15 protein-coding genes are annotated in these 17,245 nt (G+C 54.4%); 10 read left to right on the forward strand and 5 right to left on the reverse strand.

What is annotated here, in order from left to right; translation table 11 throughout:
* Positions 1-7 precede the first annotated feature (7 nt).
* The 4 genes from TH2_RS18990 (at position 8) to TH2_RS19005 (ending at position 3,920) form a co-directional block, all read left to right on the forward strand.
* On the forward strand, positions 8-712 hold the full coding sequence (locus tag TH2_RS18990) for a helix-turn-helix transcriptional regulator (RefSeq protein ID WP_008892071.1): 705 nt from the start codon (positions 8-10) through the stop codon (positions 710-712).
* On the forward strand, positions 696-1,052 hold the full coding sequence (locus tag TH2_RS18995; RefSeq protein WP_008892072.1) for a TfoX/Sxy family protein: 357 nt from the start codon (positions 696-698) through the stop codon (positions 1,050-1,052). The genes TH2_RS18990 and TH2_RS18995 overlap by 17 nt, the downstream gene beginning before the upstream one ends.
* A gap of 139 nt (positions 1,053-1,191) precedes the next feature.
* On the forward strand, positions 1,192-3,144 hold the full coding sequence (locus tag TH2_RS19000; RefSeq protein WP_008892073.1) for a putative bifunctional diguanylate cyclase/phosphodiesterase: 1,953 nt from the start codon (positions 1,192-1,194) through the stop codon (positions 3,142-3,144).
* A gap of 164 nt (positions 3,145-3,308) precedes the next feature.
* Positions 3,309-3,920 carry a hypothetical protein gene (locus TH2_RS19005; protein ID WP_008892074.1) on the forward strand — a complete coding sequence of 204 codons (612 nt, stop codon included), beginning with the start codon at positions 3,309-3,311 and terminating at the stop codon, positions 3,918-3,920.
* 12 nt (positions 3,921-3,932) lie between these two features.
* Here TH2_RS19005 and TH2_RS19010 read toward each other — a convergent pair whose 3' ends face one another.
* Positions 3,933-5,990 (reverse strand): SpoIIE family protein phosphatase, encoded by a 2,058-nt coding sequence (locus TH2_RS19010; RefSeq protein ID WP_008892075.1) that lies wholly within the window; start codon positions 5,988-5,990, stop codon positions 3,933-3,935.
* Between the two features lie 3 nt (positions 5,991-5,993).
* Entirely contained in the window at positions 5,994-6,299 is a 306-nt protein-coding gene (locus TH2_RS19015) for an STAS domain-containing protein (protein WP_008892076.1), read from the reverse strand.
* A 183-nt stretch (positions 6,300-6,482) separates the two neighbouring features.
* On the opposite strand from TH2_RS19015, the gene TH2_RS19020 reads away from it, so the two are divergent.
* Positions 6,483-8,093 carry a sigma-54-dependent transcriptional regulator gene (locus TH2_RS19020; RefSeq protein ID WP_008892077.1) on the forward strand — a complete coding sequence of 537 codons (1,611 nt, stop codon included), beginning with the start codon at positions 6,483-6,485 and terminating at the stop codon, positions 8,091-8,093.
* Between the two features lie 6 nt (positions 8,094-8,099).
* On the opposite strand, the gene cobD is transcribed toward TH2_RS19020, so the two are convergent.
* Complete coding sequence (gene cobD, locus TH2_RS19025) at positions 8,100-9,245, reverse strand: threonine-phosphate decarboxylase CobD (protein WP_008892078.1); 1,146 nt, start codon at positions 9,243-9,245, stop codon at positions 8,100-8,102.
* A gap of 72 nt (positions 9,246-9,317) precedes the next feature.
* On the opposite strand from cobD, the gene TH2_RS19030 reads away from it, so the two are divergent.
* The 5 genes from TH2_RS19030 (at position 9,318) to TH2_RS19050 (ending at position 13,985) form a co-directional block, all read left to right on the forward strand.
* Positions 9,318-10,211, forward strand: a complete 894-nt coding sequence (locus tag TH2_RS19030; RefSeq protein ID WP_157194249.1) for a phytanoyl-CoA dioxygenase family protein — start codon at positions 9,318-9,320, stop codon at positions 10,209-10,211.
* Positions 10,212-10,297: 86 nt separating this feature from the next.
* Positions 10,298-10,639, forward strand: a complete 342-nt coding sequence (locus TH2_RS19035; protein ID WP_008892080.1) for an Hpt domain-containing protein — start codon at positions 10,298-10,300, stop codon at positions 10,637-10,639.
* A gap of 237 nt (positions 10,640-10,876) precedes the next feature.
* Complete coding sequence (locus TH2_RS19040) at positions 10,877-11,077, forward strand: hypothetical protein (protein WP_008892081.1); 201 nt, start codon at positions 10,877-10,879, stop codon at positions 11,075-11,077.
* A 296-nt stretch (positions 11,078-11,373) separates the two neighbouring features.
* Positions 11,374-12,471, forward strand: coding sequence for an ABC transporter substrate-binding protein (locus TH2_RS19045; RefSeq protein WP_157194261.1), 1,098 nt, complete (start codon positions 11,374-11,376; stop codon positions 12,469-12,471).
* 47 nt (positions 12,472-12,518) lie between these two features.
* Positions 12,519-13,985 (forward strand): GGDEF domain-containing protein, encoded by a 1,467-nt coding sequence (locus TH2_RS19050; RefSeq protein WP_008892083.1) that lies wholly within the window; start codon positions 12,519-12,521, stop codon positions 13,983-13,985.
* A gap of 58 nt (positions 13,986-14,043) precedes the next feature.
* On the opposite strand, the gene rodA is transcribed toward TH2_RS19050, so the two are convergent.
* Positions 14,044-15,207: a rod shape-determining protein RodA gene (gene rodA / locus TH2_RS19055; protein WP_008892084.1), complete on the reverse strand. Its 1,164-nt coding sequence runs from the start codon at positions 15,205-15,207 to the stop codon at positions 14,044-14,046.
* Positions 15,208-15,210: 3 nt separating this feature from the next.
* Positions 15,211-17,127 (reverse strand): penicillin-binding protein 2, encoded by a 1,917-nt coding sequence (gene mrdA / locus TH2_RS19060; protein ID WP_008892085.1) that lies wholly within the window; start codon positions 17,125-17,127, stop codon positions 15,211-15,213.
* Positions 17,128-17,245: the final 118 nt, after the last annotated feature.

A 17,245-nucleotide genomic window follows, 5' to 3' on the forward strand; every position in this document is an offset into this window, starting at 1 on the left:
AGTGATCATGAGACGGGCTGACCGATTATTTCGCCTTGTTCAAATCTTGCGCCGCCGCAAACTGTGCCGCGCATGTGACCTGGCAGAGGAACTTGAAGTTTCCGAACGCACCATTTACCGCGACATTCGCGACCTTGCCGCGTCGGGTGTTCCGGTCGAGGGGGAGGCAGGCGTGGGCTATATCCTGCGCGATGGGTATGACTTGCCGCCGCTTATGTTTGATGCCGACGAGATTGAGGCGCTTGTTGTTGCGGCCCGCATGGTTCAAAGCTGGACCGATCCGCAAATGGCACGTGCCGCCGGTGATGCCCTGACCAAGATCGAGGCCGTGCTGCCCGAAAAGATCCGAGGTCTGGTCGGCGGTGTTCCGATTGCGATTGCCGAAATCGCGCAGGAACCGATTGCCATTTCGATGCCCGACCTCAGGCGCGCTATTCGGGAACGGTTTCTGATCGATATCGATTACACCGATGCAAAGGGCGACAATACCCGCCGCCGTGTCTGGCCGCTTGGCATGTTGTTTTTTGGCAGTACGTGGCTTTTGGCCAGTTGGTGCGAATTGCGCGAGGCCTTTCGCGTTTTTCGGGCCGACCGGATTGCCCATATGGAAATATCGACATCGCGCTTTCGCCCGGTTCCGGGGCGGTCATTGCGTGATTATCTGATTTCCGAAGGTGTTGAAGGCGAGATCCTTAATGGCATCGGTCGATAGCGAGTTCGTTATGCTGGTGTCAGAGCTGCTGGCACCTTTGGGGCATATCAGGCCCAGACGGATGTTTGGCGCCGTCGGGCTTTATTGTGACGGCGCCTTCTTTGCGATCATTTCCGATGATGTCCTGTATCTCAAAGGAGACGCGCAGACCAAGGACCGGTTTGATGCGATGGAGATGCAGCCATTTGCGGTGCCGTCGGGAAGGCCGGTGACCCTGTCTTATTTCGAAGTACCCGGTGAATGGCTTGATAACGAAGAACAACTTCTTGAATTTGCCACGTTGGCGCTTGGGGCTGCGCGCCGTTCAGAAGCGCAAAAGGGTCGGACAGCCAAGAAGTAACCAGACCTTGGCCAAAACAAACAGATCCCGGGATATTCCGGGCAGGTGTATTTAGACGCCGCTTGCAATCAGTGATGTTCGGTCGCACTTTTCCTGTATAGTATTTTTCGGGATAAAGAACGCGTTAGGTCTGGGACAAGTGGCAGCCGGTAGTTTCTGGCAAGGTTTTGCCGACACGTTAAAAATTCGGACAGACAAGCCGGAACTGTTGCGCGCGCAGGTTGGTGCTCTTTCGCGTCAGATACCTGTCCTTTATATGCTGCTGCTGGCCAACGCGGTGGCTCTTGCCTATACCCATTACGGAACAGCACCCGACTGGATGACAGTCCATGCGGTGATTGTTCTCGGTGTCATTTGTATTTTTCGTGCGGTTGCCTGGAACCGGGCCCGCGTTGATATTGATGACGTTGATGTCTGTATCAAACATCTGAAGCGCATCAGGGTGCTGGCGGTGGTGATATCCGTCCTGTTTACCCTTTGGGCGATCACGATGTTTGATTATGGCGACGCCTATCAGCGCGGCCACGTTGCCTATTTCATATCGATCACCGTTGTTGGCTGTATTTTCTGTCTGGTGAATTTCCCGCCTGCGGCATTGCTGGTTGTTGCGATTGTGCTGGGCACCTTCGTGTTCTTCTTCGGGACCAGCGGCAACGAAGTCTATGTCGCGATCGCGGTAAATATGGCGCTTGTGTCGTTGATGATCATTCAGATCATTCGAAGCTTCTATGCCAATTTTTCTGGCCTGATCCAGACCCAGAACGACCTTGAAGCACAGCACCAGACGATGATCGAACTGTCGCGCCAGAACGAGGCATTGGCGCTGATCGATCCGTTGACCGGTTTATCCAACCGCCGGGCTTTTTTTTCCGTGCTGGAAGATACAGTGAATGCCGCCACCAAAAATGAAGCATTCGCGGTGGCGATGATTGATCTCGACGGTTTCAAGCCTGTCAATGACGTGCATGGTCACCCCTCGGGTGATGAGCTGTTGCAGCAGGCGGGCAGGCGGCTTCGCAAAGTCCTTGGCCCGGACACGCTTCTCGCGCGCTTGGGAGGGGATGAGTTCGGATTGTTGCTTAAGGGCTATGACGATGCACTTGAACTGATTGCGCTCGGCAAGGAGCTTTGTGATGCCCTTAATCGTCCGTTTATGCTGAATGGTGTGACCGTGCAGGTTTCGGCATCACTGGGGTTTGCGACATATCCCACAGTGGCGCGCAGCCCGAACGGCCTTTTCGAGCGGGCTGACTTTGCGCTTTACCATGCGAAAAAGAATGCACGCGGCGAGGCGGTTTTGTTTGCCGCCCACCACGAAACATTGATCCGCCATGACTCCCAGATCGAACAGGCGCTGCGCAAGGCGGATTTATCAACCGAGCTCAGCCTGCATTATCAGCCGGTGTTTGATATTCGTTCCGGGCAGGTAAGTTCGCTTGAGGCGCTTGCGCGTTGGGAAAGTGCCCAGATGGGGACGGTTTCGCCAGGCACGTTTTTCCCGGTGGCAGAAAAGACCGGTCAGGTCGGTTTTCTGACACGGGTTTTGTTCGAAAAGCTGATGGTTGATATGCAGGACTGGCCGGAAAACCTGCCCGTATCGTTTAACCTCTCGGCGCGCGATATTGTTCTGTCCGATACGGTCGAGTGGCTGATCGACGAGATTAAAAATCATCGCATCGACCCTGGCAGATTGACCTTTGAAGTCACGGAAACGGCGTTCTTGCGTGATTTTGAGGCTGCCCGAACCAGCATTCGGTATTTGCGCGATCATGGCGCGCGCATCGCCCTTGACGATTTCGGCATCGGTTATTCCAGCCTGCGCTATGTCCACGAACTTGAATTTGATGTGCTCAAGGTTGATCGCAGCTTTGTCGCCCCGCTGTCGCATAACGAACGCAGCCGCCGTATCGTCAAGACGGTGATTGATATGTGCCAGAACCTTGGCATCGATTGCGTGCTGGAAGGGATCGAAAACGACAGCCAGCGCGATGTGATCATCACGTTGGGTGGGCGGCTGATGCAGGGGTATTTTTTTGCCCGCCCGGTTCGCGAAGTCAAACTTGATGCGTTGGCCGAAGGTGTTGGCAAGTGACGTCGGGCCAAGCACCAAAAAACTCGCCCCTTGGATGAGATAAGCTGCGACTCGGTTAATCTTCCTGCAACCAGATGGCGCTACTCTGTCCAAAGCGGGAACGGTATTTTGTGAAATGGCACAACCACCGGTCCCGATTTTTGGCGGGAACGAGGCCGTTGACCATGTCGTCGCAGACAGAGATTTTGCAAACATCCGCAATGGCAATTACGGGCGATATCGAGCTTGCCCCGGAAATCCGTACCCGTCTGCGTGGTCTGATCGACAGTCTTCCCGACCAGCCCGCCCGTCTTCGTGTGCTGGGCCATGTTCTGCTTGATCTTGGTCTTTGTGATCTTGCGCTGAATGCGTTTGGCCGGGCGTTACTGATTGATGATCTTGATGGGGCGACCCATTTGGGCCTTACAAGGGTTTATATCCAGACCGGCCGCCGTGATCTTGGGCTTGAACATCTTGAAATCGCCATCAGTCTGCGCCCCGATGCGCGGGAGTTGCGCGTGCTTGCGGCTGATTTGCTGGGATGCCGGGACAAAATGCGCGCACTTGATCAACTTGGTGCTGTTCTTGCCGCTGAACCCGATCATGCCGGTGCGCGCAAGGGGCTTGCCAACCTGATACGCACCGTGGTCGCAAGCCGTATGCATACCGTTTCGCATGATGACCGCGAGACGCGACCGCAACCGACATTTGACCATGCACAGGTCATTTGGGGCGATGTCGAGCCGTTTGGCGACCTGATCCTGTCCACCATCGGTCGTGGGTGCCGCGTTTCCTGATCTTGCAGGTGTCTAGCCAGCAGACGGGATATTGGCTGCTTGCAGGGAAACGATCGTGAAATCATCATCAAGCTTTGCCGGTGCACGGTCCATGAACTGATCGGCAATCTGTGCGGCAAGGTCAATGTCACGACCGCCTTCCAGAACGGTATCTTGCAACATCTTGAGCAAGCCTGCCTCACAGAGAAACTGACCATTGTCCAAGGTTGTTTCGATCAGTGCATCGCTGTAAAGCAGCAGGAAGCTGTCCTTGTCGAACGGGACTTCGCGGGTTTCATAGCGGGCGTCCCTGATAACGCCAAGTGGCACCCCCGAACCATCAAGATAGCGTGCCTCGCCGGTCGCAGTGTTGCCCAGAACAGGTGACGTGCAGGCGGCACTGGCATAGGCAAATGTGTTGTTCTGTCGATCAACGATGCCATACAGCATTGTCGCATATTGCCCGACAGGCAAAAGTCCCTCGAGATGACGATTAAGCCGCTGCAGATACACATCCGGCGTCTGATCGTCGATTTGTTCGGACCATATCAGGGAATGCAGGCGGAAGGTGTTGAGTGCCGCACCAAGCCCGTGGCCGGCGAAATCAACGATATAAACGCCAAGCCGATGGGCATCAATTGGCACCAGCCCCCACATGTCGCCACCAAGTTCCGAGGACATCTGGAATGTCGCGCTGATCCGCATGCCGTAATCCATGCCGACACCACGATAGTGTTCCGGTGTCGGGTTCAGGTTTTCCTGCATGTTGCGCGCAAGTTCCAGTTCCGACTGGGTGCGTGCCTGATAGGCCTGAAGTTGCTGCACCAGCAGCCGGTTTTCGAGATGGATCTTGGTACGTGCGATCAGTTCTGCCTTGTTGAGCGGTTTGAGGATAAGGTCGGTTGCCCCGTCATCGAAAATGCGCGTGCGTCCTTCGTTCTCCTCAAGGGCGGTTTGGGCGATGATCGGCGTTTTTGCATAGGCAGGATCAGCACGGACGGCCTTGCACACGGCATAACCGTCCAATTTCGGCATGATGATATCAAGAATGATCAGATCGGGATTATGCGCCTTGATCTGGGCAATCGCATCTTCGCCATCCTTGGCAAAAACCAGATTGGTAAACCCGTCAGCCCGAAGATATGACGCAATGATTTCACGCGACAACAGAGTATCGTCGGCAATCAGGATGGTTGCGTTCTGTGCAATGCGCAGTGCATCGGGCGACGTCGTCAGGCGTGTTTCAAGATCATTGAGGAATGCTGTGTCGCCTAACGCCGTCGTGCTTTGACTGTCATCAAAAGTCAGTTCGATCGTGCGGCCATCCCGCAGAAAATTCACAGAGTGGCACAGGCTTCTGATCAAGGGGAGGCCGCGGCCAAAGGTCGTGTCCTTACGCGAAATCGGGGCAGTTGCGTTTGCATCAGGCGGTGAAAATCCGTTGCCCTGATCATTGATGGTGATTACGACTTGGCCATTTTTGCGCCGACGCGCTGTCAGGATAATTGCACGGGCGCCATGGTGGCCGGATGCAAGGCGGCGTTCGGTTTCTTCGCCGAGCTCCTTGAAGCGATCCATCGATAGATGGCCGCCGGTTGCAAGTTCGAGATTGCCATGTATGAGCGAGTTGGCGAATGCTTCCTGCACGGCCATTTCAACAGAGGACGCGACGCCATCACCAATCAGGCCGCGATGGCGAAGGCTGGTCACAAATTTGCGCGCCACCGGCAAATGATAGGCGCTACGTGTTGAAAGACAGACCAGCAGGTCATGTTTTGGCAGTGATTTCTTACCGACCAGTGATGCCAAGTCGCCAAGGTCGAGTTCGGGGAAACATTCAACAAAGGTGTCGCAATTCAGACGGATCAGGCTGCCAAGCCAGTCGCGACCGACCTGTGAAGGCAAAATACAAAATGAAAAACGCCGTTGGCTGGAAAAATCCTCGGGCGATTGCCCTGATATGTACTTGGCTGCAGCTTCGGTCGCGTCCCACAGGTTTATCCCCGCGACAAGCTTTGAGAGGTCCTGTTGCGCGACGGTTTGCGGCACGGCAACCAAGTACTTTGCACGTGAGTCTCGGCCAACAGGCATTGATTAGTTTTCCAGCTGGAACAAGGTATCGAAGCGGGCAACTTCAAGCATGCGCTTGACCTGTCCCCGTGCGCCACGCAGGATAACGTTTGTGTTGGATTTTTCGCCCTCGTCGCGTGCAAGCAGCAACATGCCAAGACCGGCAGAGTCAATGAAGTCGACACCGGAAATGTCCAGAACAAGCGTGGACGAGCCATGTCCGCGAACTTCTTCGATCAGTTTGCGAAAGCTCGAATGATCGCCGAATGTGAAGCGACCGGTCACTTCGACTGTGGTTGTTCCATTGGCGAAATCTGTCTTGTAATTCAAGTCTGGACTCTCCTTAGAAGCGTTTGGCCAGTGGCGGAAACCCGGCCAAGACTATGCTTTTCTTAACGTTAATCTGATTGTGTATGGTTTGGGTAGTGACTGCAATACATGTTAGTAGTTGTGAGATGAGCAACACTATCGGTATGCTGACCTACATTGGTATATCGGGATACGAACAAGAAAATGCCAGAGCAGGCACGCATTGTAATTGTGGAAGATACGCTGTCGCTGGCGCGCGTGTATCAGGATTACTTGCGTGCCGATGGTCACGTTGTTGATCACGTCGTCAGTGGCACAAATGCCATAGAACGCTTACGCCATGATCCGCCGGATGTCCTTGTTCTGGATCTTATTTTGCCCGATATAGACGGGCGCGAGGTTCTTCGCGCTGCCGCGCAAATCGCACCGGATTGCAAAATTGTTGTCATCACGGCCCACGGATCGATCAATGTCGCGGTCGAGGCGATGCGCGAAGGGGCATGGGACTTCCTGTTAAAACCCTTCACCGCTGACAAGTTACGCGACACCGTGACAAAGGCGATCAAAGGTGCGCCCGCCCTTCAAAGTGCCCCGGATATTGATCTGGAAGGTCCCGATGCCGACGAGATGTATTTCGACATCATCGGCGGGTCGGAAAACATGCGTGATATCTATCGCATTATCGAAAATGCTGCCCCCAGCCGTGCGACTGTCTTTATCACCGGTGAGTCCGGTACCGGTAAGGAACTTGCCGCCGAGGCAATCCATCGTCGTTCGGAACGGGCAAAGGATCCGTTTATTCCGCTGAACTGCGGTGCCATTCCCAAAGACCTTATGGAAAGCGAGATTTTCGGTCACGTCAAAGGGGCGTTTACCGGTGCTGTTTCCGACCGCGAAGGGGCAGCACATCGTGCGGATGGCGGCACGCTGTTTCTGGATGAAATTTGCGAAATGGATCTGGATCTGCAGACCAAGCTTCTGCGGTTTATCCAGACCGGGTCGTTCCAGAAAGTCGGCGGCAGTTCGATAGAAAAAGTTGATGTGCGCTTTGTCTGTGCGACCAACCGCGATCCACTTGAAGAAGTGCGTTCCGGTCGGTTCCGCGAAGATCTTTATTACCGTTTGCACGTTATTCCGCTGCATATGCCGCCCCTGCGTGATCGCGATAACGATATTCTGCAAATTGCCAATTTCTACCTGCAACGCTTCACGCGCGAAGAAGGCCGTGATTTCGAACGGTTCAGTCCCGAGGTTTCCGCCCTGTTTGCACGATATTCTTGGCCGGGCAATATTCGCCAGTTGCAAAATATCATCCGTAACATTGTTGTGCTTAATAACGGGACCGAGGTGGCGCTTTCAATGGTGCCAAGGCCGGTCAATAGCGGCACTGACGGTGACCAGTTCGGGTCAGGGACGATCGAGGCCCCGCCACCCCATCCGGTTGTTTCAAACGAGCCGGGCGGTCCCGGACGTCATTGGGCCGGTGATCCGGAGGCACTGGCCTTTCTTGCCGGTGCCCGGCAAATGCGAAAGGTCGTCGAAAATCATAATTCCGGACGCAGCAACCAACTGCTTGGTGCTGGTGCGGGGGGCAACTTTGGTGGCGAAGATCAAACTACATTGTCGCCGTCCGCATCCGGTTCGGGAAGGCTGGGGTTTGGCGAGATAAAGCCGCTTTGGCAGGTTGAAAAACAGGCAATCGAAGAGGCAATCGAGCGTTGTGGCGGATCCATCCCGCGTGCAGCCGATGCCCTGGGTGTCAGCCCGTCAACAATCTATCGTAAAAAGCAATCCTGGGAAGAAAGCGGCCTTTAGGTCATTTTACCGGTTTGGGCTGTGCCAAGCTGCCGTCGCGTCTTCAAGGCGTTTCCAATCTCCATCAGTTCCGGGCAGGCCAAACCGAACCTTGTTTGCATCATGATCAAATAGCCGCACCAGAATGCCCCGATGCCCAAGGTTATCTGCCAAAGCAACGCAATCCTTACCGTCGTAGTAGCGGAAAAGATCGGTGCCGCCAGATAGAGCCAGACTGCTGTTCTTGGTGACGAGATCATCAAGCCGCGCTGCGTCTGCCGTCAGACGTGTTCGGCTTTGCTGCTGCCAGTGCGTATCGGAAAAAGCTTGCGCGCCCACCACCATGGTCGGACCGGGAATGGCCCATGGGCCAACGCGGCTTTCAAGTTCAGTTGCAAGGTTGCGATCCATGACAGCACAGCCAAGTCGCGCCCCGGCAAGGCCGAAAAACTTGCCAAATGAACGCAACACAATGGTGTTTTGCAACTGATCAATGCGCGAACAAACCGATTGGTCCGGTTGGCAATCCATAAATGCCTCATCGACCACAAGCCAGCAACTGCGCGCATCGGCAAGTTTGCCCAGCGTTAAGATATCGTCAGGGGCAAACATGGCCCCGTCCGGGTTGTTGGGATTGACCAGGATAACCACTGTTCCCGTTTCGGCAGTGCTCAGAATATCCATGGCCTTGGCAATTCTGTCAGCGGGGTAGGTTTGGTGGGTTTGGCAATGGTACCCGGCACGTCGCCAGCACCGTTCATGTTCACCGTATGTCGGGCCCATAACATGGACGTTTTTAGTCGCCTGATCTGCCATCCGGTCTTTTAGCCAGAACGGGATCATCTGGATCAGGGCCTGCGTGCCCGGGGCGCAAACGAGATGATCTGTCGTCGGCAGGTGGTAATACTGCGTGGCTGCCGCTTTCAGGCCATCAAGCTCCGAGGTGAGAGGCAGGCGTTGCCAGTGCGCATTTTCAATATCGGGAACCGGGTAGGCTATTGGATTGATACCGGTCGATAAATCCAGCCAGTCGCTTGTTGGAATGCCATATCGGCTTGCCGCACGATCAACTGCGCCACCGTGATTGATCGGCGGTTGTTGATTTGGCGTGATATGGCTGTTTGTCATGATGGGGCCAAGCCTGATCGAAAGTGAACTGTCTGTGGTTTGCATCAAGTTTCCGCGCTTGCCATTGCGGAAAGTGCTGCGTATCGTCCGGCCATCCTCAATACCGGACATTTTCCCATGATCACAGCCCAAAATGCCACAGACATTCAGGTATGGCAGAAGCTTAACCCGCAACTGTCGATTTCCAACGGTGTAAGTCCAGGCACCGATGTAGCGGAAATTGGTGCCGATAAAGGTGGTTTTGACGGGGGCGTGCTTTCTGAACGGTTTTGGGTTGAGGGATATTTCCTGATCCACGATGTTTTACCGGCAGGCGAGCTTGAAAAGCTTCGTGTCGGGATTGAAGTGCTTGTCGCCACTGGCCTGCCACCCGCGCTGATATACCTTTACGATGAAGCGTGGGATGTGTTTCGTCGGTTACGCCCGCTTCTGACCCATTTTCTGGGCGATCGGATTGCGCTTTTGCCGCACTTCTGGGCGTGGCATGTCGATCCCGATACTGATGGAAGCGGCTGGCCACCGCATCGCGATTATCAGGGTGAAAGTACGATTGGCGATGAGATGTTGATCAGCCTTTCCCTTTGGGTGCCACTGAGCAAAGCCACGCCTGAAAATGGCTGTATGCATGTCTTGCCCCGCAATTTCGAAAAAGGTTACCCGGTACCGGTTTCAGAACCGGGGGAGGTCCGCCTTCAAGACATTCGCGCCCTTCCGGCCAAGCCTGGTGCGGTGATGGGCTGGCGACAGGATCTTTATCATTGGGGTGGACGGGCAAGCCCGTATGCCAGCGAACCCAGGATTAGCCTGTCACTTGAATTTCAGAATGCCGCCTTTGATCGGCTTGCCGATCAATTGTTGGGGCTTGATCATCCACCGGTGTTTTTGGAACGTCTGGCCTTGATTGCCAATCAATTTGAAAAATACCGTCACATGCAATCAATGGATGCCAAAACTCTTAAATGGGCAAATGACGTTGTGGACGCCTGTGCTACGATTAACCATATGCAGTAAAAGCCGGAATGCCCCCGACTTGGCATTGGTTGAGTGGTGTTGTGCAAGACGTGATATTGTCTTGGGCTGCACAGAAAGGTTTGTCGATGGAATTGATTGATAACGCCCGTTTTGACGAGTTGTGCCAGGCCCTTGGCAAAGATCAGGTATTGCTGTTGGTGAATTTGCTCCCGGCCTCCTACGACGAAGAGCGCGCCCGACTGATTGAGGCTGCGGCTACGAAGGACATTGATGGTATCAAGCGGTCTGGACACGCCATCAAGGGGATGGCCAGAAACATGGCGGCGCCCGAACTTGCAGAAGCTGCATTGGCATTTGAGCGTTTCGAAGGTGATTTCGATCCCGCGCTTGATGACAAGATCAAGGAACTCGACGAGATAACACAGCAGACAGTTGACGCCATGCGTGGGTTCCTTGCCACACCATAGCTGTTATCTGTTGCCTCAGTAGTGTGAGTAACCTCAAAGGCAGATCAACTGGATCTACCTTTTTCATTATTTTTGCAAGATTACTCAGTTTGTTACGCCGTTTGGTTATGAAAAATGCGTTCCGGGGAATAGAAAATCAGGCAATTCCCCCTACATGAAATCTAGAACGGATTTTCATCCACCAGCACTGTACACAGTGCCAAGACTGCTTGTGACCGTCCCAACATGGAGGCAACAGTGGCGAGCTTTAATAAAATTTCTGGGCAAACAGATCAGGAAACTTCTGCACAGCGTCTTCACGGCGCGCCAAGTTACGACAAGTGGCGCCGAGATGATCTGTATCATTTGGCCGCGCAAAAAGGCATACAGAACCGGGCCAACATGTCGAACAAGGAATTGGTCGAAGCGTTGAAGCGTACGCAATCAACCGGCGGCTGATATCGCGTTTATTTTACCTCGATTTTGCAAAGAACCGGTTCCCATCCTGACATCAAGTTTGTATACCATCGTATATTATAACTAGCCGGTCGGGGTGGAGGGCGCCTGTTGCTTTCGCCACCGTTTGCAACTGTGGCATGGCGCGAGCATGCACGCATTGCAGGCTTGAAGCGATGTATTATAAATCGAGGTATGCCTAAGTGGGTTGTTTAGTCCGACGCTGTAGCCCGCAGCAAAAAGAGCAAGAACAGAAAATCGGTTTGAAGTCGTGCGCGGTGGTTTTGCTTTTCGTGATTATGCTTTGGTGCCTGCCACTGGCGACCACACAAGCGACGGAGCATGACGCCACTGACGTTCCAACACGCGTCGCCTTTATCAATCCGGGGTATGGGGATCGCGGTTTCTGGAAAGATGTGCGCGACACCATGCAGGCGGCTTCAGATCAGTTTGGCTATGAACTGATCGTTTTCGACAGCAACCGCGACAGCAAGATGATGATCGAAAGTGCGCAGAAGGTTTTTGCCCTTGAACCCGCGCCTGATTACATCATTGCCGTTAACGAACATCAGCAGGGAACGCGCATCGTTCTGGAAGCAGAAGAGCGGGGCATCCCGGTCATCATGTTGCTCAATGACCTGACAAAAGAGCAAAAGAACGCATATGGCTATCCGGGCAGGGACTTTGATCACTGGATATTCTCCCTGACGCCGGATAACGAGCGTGCCGGTTATGACATCGCCAAGTCCCTGATCGATAGTGCGCGTCTTCAAGCCGAAAATCGGCAACCAGCGCCGCTATGCCTGTTATCCATCGCCGGGGACAGCAAGACACCAGCCTCGCTTCAGCGACTGCAGGGACTTGATCATGCGCTTAGTCGTTTTCCGCTTCTTCGCGAACAGCGTCGTCTGGTGGCAAACTGGTCATACGATGAGGCATACCGTCAGACAGAAAACTGGCTTGGACGGGGCGGATGCGTCGATGCGGTCTGGGCTGCCAATGATGATATTGCACTGGGTGCAATTGCGGCTCTGGAGAAAGCAGGGCGGAAACCCGGGAAAGATGTCTTTGTCGGTGGACTGAACTGGTCACCTGCGGGCTTGCGCAACGTCGCAGACGGCAAGATGACCATGACCCACGGGGGCCACTTCTTTGCTGGCGCATGGGTCATTGTATTGCTTCATGATTACATACATGGCGTTGAATTTCTTTCCCATCATCCCGAAATCTCTTTCAGGATGGAGGCGATCACACGCGAAAACATATCTCACTTTGTCGATGTCCTGGGCAGCAGGGATTGGAACAGCTTGGATTTTAAGGATTTTAGTATTGCCAATTCCCCATTCGGCACAGAGTATAACTTTGTGTTACATCCCGGCGATGGCATGCGTGAATAGCAAAAGCCATCATCCGGTAACTCTTTAGAAAGACAAGGTCGAGACGCTTGGCACGAGAACCAGACGAAAAGCATTTTGATGATCTTGCCGGGATGCGATTGGGCAGCACAATTGCGGCTCGTCAGTTAAAGTACTCTCTTTTCCTGGCAATTGCTCTTGGCCTCATCATCGTCGCCATTCGCGGATATCAGGATTATCTCTGGCTCGAAGGTGTCTATCAGCAGAGCAACCAGCGTATCTTTTCCTCCAGTGCGCCTGTCGCGACTGAAGTCATGATCAAGCGTGACCGCGAATTGGCCAATATTATGGTGCGCGGGATGCTCAACAATCGGTCCATTGCACGCGTTATTCTTACCAATGCCGATGACGGTATCTTTTTTGAGTTAAAACGACCCGCCGGTGAAATACCGGTCTCGCGTTGGGCTGAAAAGATGTTTGGCGGGCTGCAAACCATCACTGTTCCGGTGCGAGACCCCGAACGTAAACCTGTCACCACCATTGGCGAGATGGTGATTGAGCTTAATCCACAGGTCTATGTGGACGCCTACATGACGCGTCTTTCGTGGTCTTTCCTTGCGACCATGATTTTGGCGGCGGTGATGGCCCTTTGTTTTGCGGCAATGAGCTACTTCGTTTTCTCACGACCCGTGATCCGGCTTGGAAACTATATCGTTAACGCGAACCCGACAGACGATAGTCGCCCGCTTCAGATGCCGCCGGAACATCGTCATGACGACGAAGTTCAGTTGCTTGGTTCGGTGACGGTCGGGCTTTTCGGAATGATCCGCAAGCAAGTCGGGGAATTGCGAAAAGCCCGCGACGAACTGCAGAATGCGAACATCACGTTGGAAGAACGTGTCGCGCAGCGTACAGAAGAACTCAATTCCGCGATGCAAAAGCTTGAAGTGCTTGCGTCAACGGATCCATTGACCGGGTTGCCTAACCGCCGCGCCTTTCTCGGCAGGTTGGAAGACGCTGTTGCCGTCTGGCGCCGCCGGGATACGCCTGTATCCTTCATTCTTCTTGATATCGACCGTTTCAAGGCGCTGAACGATACCTATGGCCATCAGGCCGGTGACGCGGTTCTGGTTGCCTTGGCAGACAGGCTTAGAACAACACTGCGCTCCATTGATATTCCGGCGCGCATGGGCGGTGAAGAGTTCGCTGTCTTGCTGCCGGGTGAGGAATTGCAGGGGGCGATGATCCTGGCCGAACGTTTGCGTAAGGACCTGGAGCAGAACAGTGTAGACTACGGCGGTAGCAAGCTTTCCTTTACCTCAAGCTTTGGGGTGTCGGGCTTGCCGTCTGCACAGGGTATGGCCGAATTTGATCAGGACGTTGCCGCGCAATTTGATGTTCTGAGGAACTCTGAAAGCACCGATATCCCGGGGATATTGTACTCGTTGGCGGATCGGGCACTTTATGATGCCAAGGCAGCCGGGCGTAACCGATGCAAACTGGCTGACTTCAGCACACTTTCGGAATTCAAAGACCAGTTCCCGTTTGATCTTTGATCGGAAAGTGCGGATGTGCCGGTGTCGCCAGATGTTTGTGCATCAGGAATGCGTGTCTTTAATTCCGGCCGTCGTCGTTACCTTGCCGGGAAATCCGGATGTCGCGGTGGATTGATACGCTCATCAAAAGGCCGAAGCTGACCAGAATAGTCATCATCACCGTGCCGCCATAAGACACAAGCGGCAACGGTACGCCGACCACCGGGATCAGCCCCATCACCATCGCGATGTTGATAAAGACATAAAGGAAGAAGGTCGAGGTCACACCGATGGCGACAAGGCGCCCAAACTGGTTCTGACAGCGCAGCGCGATGACATAGCCATAGGTGATCACCAGCGCATACAGGCCCAGCAACGCCATACCGCCGACCAAGCCGAATTCTTCGCCCAGCATGGTGAAGATAAAGTCGGTCTGTTTTTCCGGCAGGAAGTTCAGATGGCTTTGTGAACCCAACATGAACCCTTTGCCAAACAGCCCGCCAGAACCAAGCGCGATCTTTGATTGCGTAATGTGATAGCCCGCACCCAGCGGATCATTTTCCGGGTTCAGGAAGGTCAGAACGCGGTTCTTCTGATATTCGCGCAAGAACTGCCAGCCAATCGGAATGGCCGCAAGTGCCGTACCGAGAACAAGCGCGAACTTCCAGATGCGCACCCCAGCCAGCCAGAAAATCACACCACCCCCGGCAATCAGAAGCAACGTGGTGCCAAGGTCAGGCTGGCGCAAAACAAGGGCAGAGGGCGCAAGAACCATCAAAATCGGCGGAATCAAAAGCGGGATACGACCGACATCCTCGGGCGTCAAACCATGGAAATACCGTGCAAGAGCAAGAACCAAAGAGATTTTCATCAGTTCGGACGGCTGCAACTGGAAGAAACCCAGATTGATCCAGCGCTGCGCGCCCATGCCGATATCGCCCTTGATTTCGACGGCTACCAGTAAAATCAGCGCGACAAAATACGAGAAATAGGCAAGCTTCAGCCAGACGCGTATATCGGTTACCGCGATGATGATCATCAGTGCGGCGCCGACCGCAAAGCGCATCATCTGGCGTTCGGCCCAGGGTTGAAGTGATCCGTTGGCCGCGGAATAGAGCATGGCAAAACCGATGCCAGATAGGGCTGCGATCAAAAGAACAAGCGTCCAGTTCAGCAACAACAACCGGCGGCCAATCGGCACGTAATCCGGGTCTTCACCAATGCGAAATCTGCTTCCTGCCATGGCTTAACCCTCGTCCTGATCGCTGTGGGCAGGATTGCGCCGGAGATTTGCACTATTGGCCTGGTCGGCGGCCGAGATGCCCTGACGCGCAGATTGCAGTTCCTGCGCCTTTAGCAGCAGGTCACGGACAATCGGGCCCGCAACACTCGAACCACCACCACCATGTTCAACCACGACTGAACAGGCATAACGTGGGTTATCGACCGGCGCAAAGGCAACAAACAGGGCATGGTCGCGGTATTTCCACGGCAAGTCATTGTTATCGAGCACGCCCGTGGTTTGGCGTTCGCGCATGGTGATGCGGCGAACCTGACTGGTACCACTTTTACCAGCCATTTCCATGCCCTTGATCGCGATCCGTGCGCCATGGCCAGTGCCGCGCAATTCATTGGTCACACCGTTCATTGCATCACGAATTCGGGCCAGGTTGGCGCGACTGACCTGAAGTTCCGGGAATTCTTCGGCCTGGCGGCTGGTAACGCCTTCGGGGGTGACGTTGTCACGCGTCAGGTGCGGGCGCACCGCCTTGCCGGAGGCCAGACGCGCAGTCATTGTGCAAAGTTGCAACGGCGTTGCCAGAACATAGCCCTGGCCGATAGAGGCGATAAGTGTTTCACCGCCCTGCCAGCGTTTGCCAAGCTGGATTTCCTTCCAGTCCTTGGTCGGGATCAGGCCGCTACGTTCGTTGGGAAGGTCAATGCCGGTATCTTCGCCGAGGCCCAGCTTGTTTGCCATGGCCGCAATGCGGTCGATCCCGATTTTCTGGGAAATTTCGTAGTAATAGACGTCACAGGAATGCTTGATGGAGTCATGCATGTTCATCCAGCCATGACCGCCGCGTTTCCAGCAGTGGAAACGCGCATTCCCAAGATCAAGATGCCCGTTACAGAAGAATTTCTGGTTGGGCGAAATAATGCCTGCTTCCAGTCCGGCAAGTGCGACACACATTTTGAAGGTCGAACCGGGCGCATAGGTGCCGTTCACAGCTTTGTTGGAAAGCGGTGCATACGGGTTGTTGACCAGACTGTTCCAAAGCTTGTGCGAAATGCCATTGGTAAAGGCGTTTGGGTCATAGGCCGGGTGCGACGACAGGGCGAGCACTTCACCATTATGGATGTCCATGACCACGGCGGCCGCACTTTCCTGATCCGACAGCCGCTGATTGGTGTAGCGCTGCAATTCAAGATCAAGCGTCATGACAACCGTGTTGCCGCTGTCACCTTCTTCGCGTTCCAGTTCGCGAATAACGCGGCCAAGTGCGTTGACTTCGACCTGGCTGGTGCCAGCCGTGCCGCGCAGTGCCAAGTCATAAACCTTTTCAATGCCGTTTTTGCCAATGGTAAAGCCGGGCAATTCCAACAGCGGATCGCCTGTCAGTTCCTTTTCGGATACCGCAGCAACATAACCCAGCGTGTGGGCAAGGTGCGGTCCTTCGGGATAGTCGCGTGATCGTCCGGCATCAATGATCAGTCCGGGAAGGTCGGGTGCATTGACGCCAACGCGTGCGACTTCATCCCATGTCAGGTTATCACGCACCGTGACCGGAACAAAGGAACGCCGACGGGCAGCGTCGCGTTCAACGCGCTCGATGGTGTCGGGGCCAAGCTCGATGATCTGGTCCAGGATTTCAAGCGTGCGGCGGACATCAGGGGTCTGTTCGCGCACGATCATGATGTGATAATTCTGCCGGTTTACCGCAAGCGGCGCACCGAAACGGTCAGTCACCAGTCCACGCGGCGGCGGCAGCAGGCGATGTGAAATGCGGTTTTCATCGGCCAGCGTCTGATAGCGGTCGCTTTCAAGCACCTGCAGGTAGTACATCCGCGCGGCAAGACCAGTCAGTAATACACCCTTGCCCGCACCAAGCATCAGGGCGCGTCGGGTAAACAGTCTGAACCGGTCTGAGTCACGATGCCACATGGGCGTTGGATACCTGTATTTCGTCAGTAGCCGCAAGGCCGAGTGTTCAATTTCTGGCCCGTTTTATCCCGGTTGATCGGGGATTAAAACAGCCTTTCCCCATCATAGCTAGTAGCCG

The sequence above is a fragment of the Thalassospira profundimaris WP0211 genome, from assembly GCF_000300275.1.
GTDB lineage: Bacteria > Pseudomonadota > Alphaproteobacteria > Rhodospirillales > Thalassospiraceae > Thalassospira > Thalassospira profundimaris.

What these genes read in the sequence shown, in the direction of transcription:
- rodA (WP_008892084.1), bottom strand. Translation starts at nt 15,207, where the DNA reads ATGGCAGGAAGCAGATTTCGCATTGGTGAAGACCCGGATTACGTGCCG.
- mrdA (WP_008892085.1), bottom strand. Translation starts at nt 17,127, where the DNA reads ATGTGGCATCGTGACTCAGACCGGTTCAGACTGTTTACCCGACGCGCC.
- TH2_RS18995 (WP_008892072.1), top strand. Translation starts at nt 696, where the DNA reads ATGGCATCGGTCGATAGCGAGTTCGTTATGCTGGTGTCAGAGCTGCTG.
- cobD (WP_008892078.1), bottom strand. Translation starts at nt 9,245, where the DNA reads ATGCAAACCACAGACAGTTCACTTTCGATCAGGCTTGGCCCCATCATG.
- TH2_RS19020 (WP_008892077.1), top strand. Translation starts at nt 6,483, where the DNA reads ATGCCAGAGCAGGCACGCATTGTAATTGTGGAAGATACGCTGTCGCTG.
- TH2_RS18990 (WP_008892071.1), top strand. Translation starts at nt 8, where the DNA reads ATGAGACGGGCTGACCGATTATTTCGCCTTGTTCAAATCTTGCGCCGC.
- TH2_RS19030 (WP_157194249.1), top strand. Translation starts at nt 9,318, where the DNA reads ATGATCACAGCCCAAAATGCCACAGACATTCAGGTATGGCAGAAGCTT.
- TH2_RS19005 (WP_008892074.1), top strand. Translation starts at nt 3,309, where the DNA reads ATGTCGTCGCAGACAGAGATTTTGCAAACATCCGCAATGGCAATTACG.
- TH2_RS19045 (WP_157194261.1), top strand. Translation starts at nt 11,374, where the DNA reads ATGCTTTGGTGCCTGCCACTGGCGACCACACAAGCGACGGAGCATGAC.
- TH2_RS19035 (WP_008892080.1), top strand. Translation starts at nt 10,298, where the DNA reads ATGGAATTGATTGATAACGCCCGTTTTGACGAGTTGTGCCAGGCCCTT.
- TH2_RS19010 (WP_008892075.1), bottom strand. Translation starts at nt 5,990, where the DNA reads ATGCCTGTTGGCCGAGACTCACGTGCAAAGTACTTGGTTGCCGTGCCG.